Origin of the sequence: Phenylobacterium sp. (assembly GCF_004799395.1) — a bacterium.
Taxonomy (GTDB): Bacteria; Pseudomonadota; Alphaproteobacteria; order Caulobacterales; family Caulobacteraceae; genus Phenylobacterium.
On sequence record NZ_SSMZ01000326.1, the window covers coordinates 1 to 4248 of the forward strand.

5 protein-coding genes are annotated in these 4248 nt (G+C 64.1%); 4 read left to right on the plus strand and 1 reads right to left on the minus strand.

Annotated elements, in window-relative coordinates; genetic code table 11:
- Positions 1-558: 558 nt before the first annotated feature.
- Entirely contained in the window at positions 559-2454 is a 1896-nt protein-coding gene (locus E8A12_RS20935) for a hypothetical protein (RefSeq protein ID WP_293372482.1), read from the plus strand.
- 187 nt (positions 2455-2641) lie between these two features.
- Positions 2642-3094 (plus strand): nuclear transport factor 2 family protein, encoded by a 453-nt coding sequence (locus E8A12_RS20940; RefSeq protein ID WP_293372484.1) that lies wholly within the window; start codon positions 2642-2644, stop codon positions 3092-3094.
- A gap of 125 nt (positions 3095-3219) precedes the next feature.
- Here E8A12_RS20940 and E8A12_RS20945 read toward each other — a convergent pair whose 3' ends face one another.
- Positions 3220-3600 carry a DUF4440 domain-containing protein gene (locus E8A12_RS20945; RefSeq protein ID WP_293372486.1) on the minus strand — a complete coding sequence of 127 codons (381 nt, stop codon included), beginning with the start codon at positions 3598-3600 and terminating at the stop codon, positions 3220-3222.
- A gap of 87 nt (positions 3601-3687) precedes the next feature.
- Between E8A12_RS20945 and E8A12_RS20950 the strand changes: the two genes are divergently transcribed.
- On the plus strand, positions 3688-3903 hold the full coding sequence (locus E8A12_RS20950) for a hypothetical protein (protein WP_293372488.1): 216 nt from the start codon (positions 3688-3690) through the stop codon (positions 3901-3903).
- Positions 3904-3995: 92 nt separating this feature from the next.
- Positions 3996-4248: hypothetical protein (locus E8A12_RS20955; protein ID WP_293372490.1), on the plus strand; the 253-nt coding region annotated here is incomplete at its 3' end.

Consider the following 4248-nt stretch of genomic DNA (forward strand, 5'->3'; position numbering starts at 1 on the left):
AAGCACGGCGAGCAACATCTGAGAGAATGCATCCTCACCCCTCAATGTTCCGTCCGCACCTTTCATCAGCAACGCAAGTGATAGAACTGACGTCTCATTAATAGTTTCCAATTTTCCCTTTGCTTCATCAGCTAATTCTTGCACGCGCTTTGGGGCCGACGATCACGTTGACGTCAGATGGAGTCCTCAACGCGACCTCTTGGAGGGCACGGAAGTTGGTGGCCGTTATTTCGGTGATCTTCATTTATTCCCCCGGTATCGACCAACGGTTCAACCAACGCGCGCGAAAGTCAACGCTGCCACCGCGCAGGACGACGGCTCGCCGAGGCGTGAAGGGTGGACCGAAGAGGTGGCTCAACTTCTGGCGATTCTGCCAGACTAGAGCCGTCCAGCGTTGGCAAGATTTCGTCTGAGGGAACCGGAAATGGCCCGCTTGGCGTCCAGCACCTTCGCCAAATTCGACCCGCCGCGCGCCGTCAGTTGAACCGTCCCAACCTAAGCAATAACGTCTGCAGCCTGTTCGCTATTGCGACGTAGAGTTTTCGGGGGGCGTCGGCAGTGGCGGAAAAGGGTGGGCTGATCGGGGGCGTCCTCGGCGGCGAGGACGCAGAAGCGGCCGACGCCGAGACCACTGCGGGTCTGGACCCCATAGCAGCGGCCTTGGCGACGAGCGCGATGGAGCGCGGCCAGCCTCTGGATTCGCGTCTGGCCTCCTACCTTGCCCAGCAGGAGAAGCTGGTCGGGATCCAGACCGAGCACCTGCACGAACAGAGCGAGGTCATCCTCGACAACCTTAAGCTCAAGCGTTTGAACGAGCGGATGAAGCTGCTCTTCCAGGGCGTCGCCGCGGCCATCGGAGCGACCGTCCTGGCCATCCTGGGTGGCGTGGTCTTTGAGGCAGCGCGCAGCTACGCCCTGATCATTGAACCCTTCTCCGTCCCGCCCGACCTCGCCCAGCAGGGGCTGACCGGCCAGACCATCGCGCACCAGTTCCAAGACCGCCTAGTTCAGCTCGAGCAGCGCTCCGGCAGCGCCCGGGCCGCGGCCAGCTTCGAGACCAGCTGGGGCAAGGACGTGAAGGTGGAGATCCCCGAGACCGGCGTGTCGCTCGGCGAGATGGAGCGCTTCCTCCGCGAGCGGCTGGGCCACGACACCCACATCACCGGCGAGGTCTTCCACACGGGGCCGAACCTTACCCTTAGCGTCCAGGCCGGCGAGGACGACGAGGCAAGGGCATCCGGCGACCCGGCGTCGTTGGAAGGCCTGATCGAGACGGCGGCCGAAGGCGTCTTCGCCCGCACGCAGCCGTATCGCTACGCCACCTGGCTCGGACAAACGGGGCGCAAGAGCGAGGCGGTCGCCGCCTTGCGGCGACTGGCGGCGACCGGGTCCCGGGAGGATCGACTTTGGGCTTGGGCGGGTCTCAACAACTACTCTGACTCCGCACGCGAGGCGCGCTGGGACCTGCAGCAGGGCCTGAAGATCGACCCCGAGTTCAGCCATCTCTGGTTCGATCTAGCCGGCGTTGCTCAGTCCCTTGGCGATGATGAAGCCGCGCTTCAAGCCGCCGCCACGTCGTTGCGATTCTTGCCCCGCGACCGCGGCAAGCGGATCGCGGAGTTGACGAGCAACTGGGAGGCGGCGATCGAGCGCAGTATCATCGCCTTCGAGACGGCGGATTTCCACGCAGAGATCGCGGCCTTGCAGGCCATGGAAGACCTGCCCGTGCCGCACCACGTCAGCTACCTTGAGGGCCTGGCGCAATGGTTACCCTATCGGCGGGCCGCCGATTTTGCGGCTCTTCACGATCTTGCGCGCGCCCAGGCGCTCCTGGGCGGGGCCCCGGACGACCTGTCGGTGGCGCGCGCGGCAGGAACATCGGCGGTCACGATCGATGCCCCGCATGCTGTCATGGCGGCCGACCGGGGCGACTGGGCTGAGGCCGCCCGGCAGCTGGAGCCCCTGGCCGCCACCACCGTTCCTGGCGAACAACCGGAGCAGACCGCCACTGAGATCTTGCCGGCGCTGGCTATAGCCTACGCGCATCTGGGCCGCCTCGCCGACGCTCGCACCCTGGTGCAGAAGTCACCCACGGACTGCTACACCTGCCTGATCGCCCGCGCCGAGGTGGAAAGCGTGGCCCGGAATTGGCCCGCGGCCGACCGCTGGTTCGCCGCGGCCGACCGGCGCGGCCCATCGCTTCCGCGCGCCCAAGAGGCCTCGGGCGAGAGCCGTCTGGCCCGCGGTGATCTCTCGGGCGCCGCTGCCGCCTTCAATGAAGCGGCCCGCCGGGCCCCGAATTGGGCGGATCCGCTGAAGGGGCTCGGCGACGTTGCCGCGCGCCGCCGCGACTGGCGCAGGGCTGTGCACGACTACGACAAGGCGCTCAAGATAACGCCCAACTGGTTGGACTTGAAGCGGGCTCGGGAACAAGCGGCCTCGCACCTGCGGTAGGTCGACTCTCCACCCGATCCTGACTTCCGCTTTCGAGCTGGGTGGCGATGACCGCTATCGACCCGGAGCGATGGTTCGGAAAATCCGCTTACGGTGTGGCCAAGGCGATACGTCACCGGCGTAGCTATTGAAAGCCGGGCGCACCGCCGCGCGGAGCAATGGGTAATACCGTCAGGGGAACGAACAAATGTCGAAGATGTGTTTGTCGGTGCTGTCGATGCTGATCTGCGCGATGGGGGTTGTCCCACGGCCGGCTGTGGCCGGCGCCGGGCCTGCCGAGTCCACGGCCAAGGACATCCGTCGGCTTGAAAACCTTTATTCCCAGAGCTTCGTCACCGGGGATGCACACGTCGCGGAGCGGCTGCTGGCCGACGACTTCATAGGATTCGGATCGAGCGGAAAACCCTCCGACAAGGCGGGAATGCTGGCTGAGGTGCGTACCCTTCCCCACCAGGTGTCGGCCAAGATCACCTCGATCACGGTCCGCGTACATGGAAACACCGCCATCGCTCTGGGGACAGAGGATGACGCCAGTTCGCCGTCCCAGGCCGTTTCACATCGGGAGTGGCTGGACACCTGGCGACGCCACGCCAACGGCTGGCGCATGGTCGCCTCTGCGGAGATCGAACCCAAAAATTGAAACGTAACCGTGCTGAGGAATCCGTGCGCGCCGGCGTTCAAGAAGCGTCCGCTTCCCAGGCCTAGCGGACGTCGCGGGCCTCCGCTATCCGCTCCGCAAGAGGGCCGCCTGCGCATCCGGAAAGCTCATTCGGCAACCGTCGGCGTGCCCTGGTGAAAGACCAGCTGCCACTGGGCGCCGATCCGATTCCAGATGGAGCTTCTCAACGAGTGCGCGTCGGCGGCGCCCGCACGGCTCGTCACGTTCCGATAGGTCAGCAGCACCACATCCTCCGCGAGGGGCCGCAGTTCATATCCGTGATTGGTCATCTCGGCCGTGGCGCCGCCGCTCTCGGCCGTCAGGATCGAAACGATCGACGCCTTGTCGAAAGCCCGACCGGAGGCGGTGAACTCAAGAAGTTCGTCCGATAGGATGGAATTGAGAACCCTGGATGAATGGCGCGTCGCGGGATCAACGATTTGCTCTTCTAAGGCGATGAGCAGCGCAAGCGTATCGGTGGTCGTCATAGCTTTCTCCCAGCCTTCGCCTTCGACCCATAGCGGACCTTCTGCGAGTCCGCGTACAGTGCCTTCAGTAATCCGCTGGGGGGCGGCATGGACATTCACAAACCGAAGCCGTGGCACTCCTTTCGCGAGTTCCTGAAGGAATACGGAATCATTGTCCTTGGTGTCCTGACCGCCATCGCATTCGAGCAGACAGTCGAAACTATTCAGAGGCAAGCCCGGGGAGCAGTCACCGCGCTCAAAGGCGGCGAACGCACGCTCCAAAAAATTCAAGCAGCGGAACGGCAGTTCGACGGCATCCCGTAAGCGGGGGTCGGGCGCCGAACGTCGGCAATCCACATAGCCGACCTTTGGCGAGTCCGCTTACCATGTGGCCAAGCTTGATCGCTGGGGGCGGCATGGACATCCACAAACCGAAGCCCTGGCACGGTCGGCGCGAGTTCTTGAAAGAGGTCGCTACAATTGTCCTGGGCGTCCTTATTGCGATTGCAGCTGAGCAGCTGGTGGAGCAACTCCACTGGGTTCATGCTGTTCACGATGAGCGCGAAGCGCTTTCCAGCGAGTTGAAAGGCAACTTGGAGGCGGTCGTCTTTCGGCGCGCGCAGGAGGTCTGCATCGACCGGCGGCTGAACGAGTTGGGCGGAATGTTCT

What these genes read in the sequence shown, in the direction of transcription:
- E8A12_RS20940 (WP_293372484.1), top strand. Translation starts at nt 2,642, where the DNA reads ATGTCGAAGATGTGTTTGTCGGTGCTGTCGATGCTGATCTGCGCGATG.
- E8A12_RS20945 (WP_293372486.1), bottom strand. Translation starts at nt 3,600, where the DNA reads ATGACGACCACCGATACGCTTGCGCTGCTCATCGCCTTAGAAGAGCAA.
- E8A12_RS20950 (WP_293372488.1), top strand. Translation starts at nt 3,688, where the DNA reads ATGGACATTCACAAACCGAAGCCGTGGCACTCCTTTCGCGAGTTCCTG.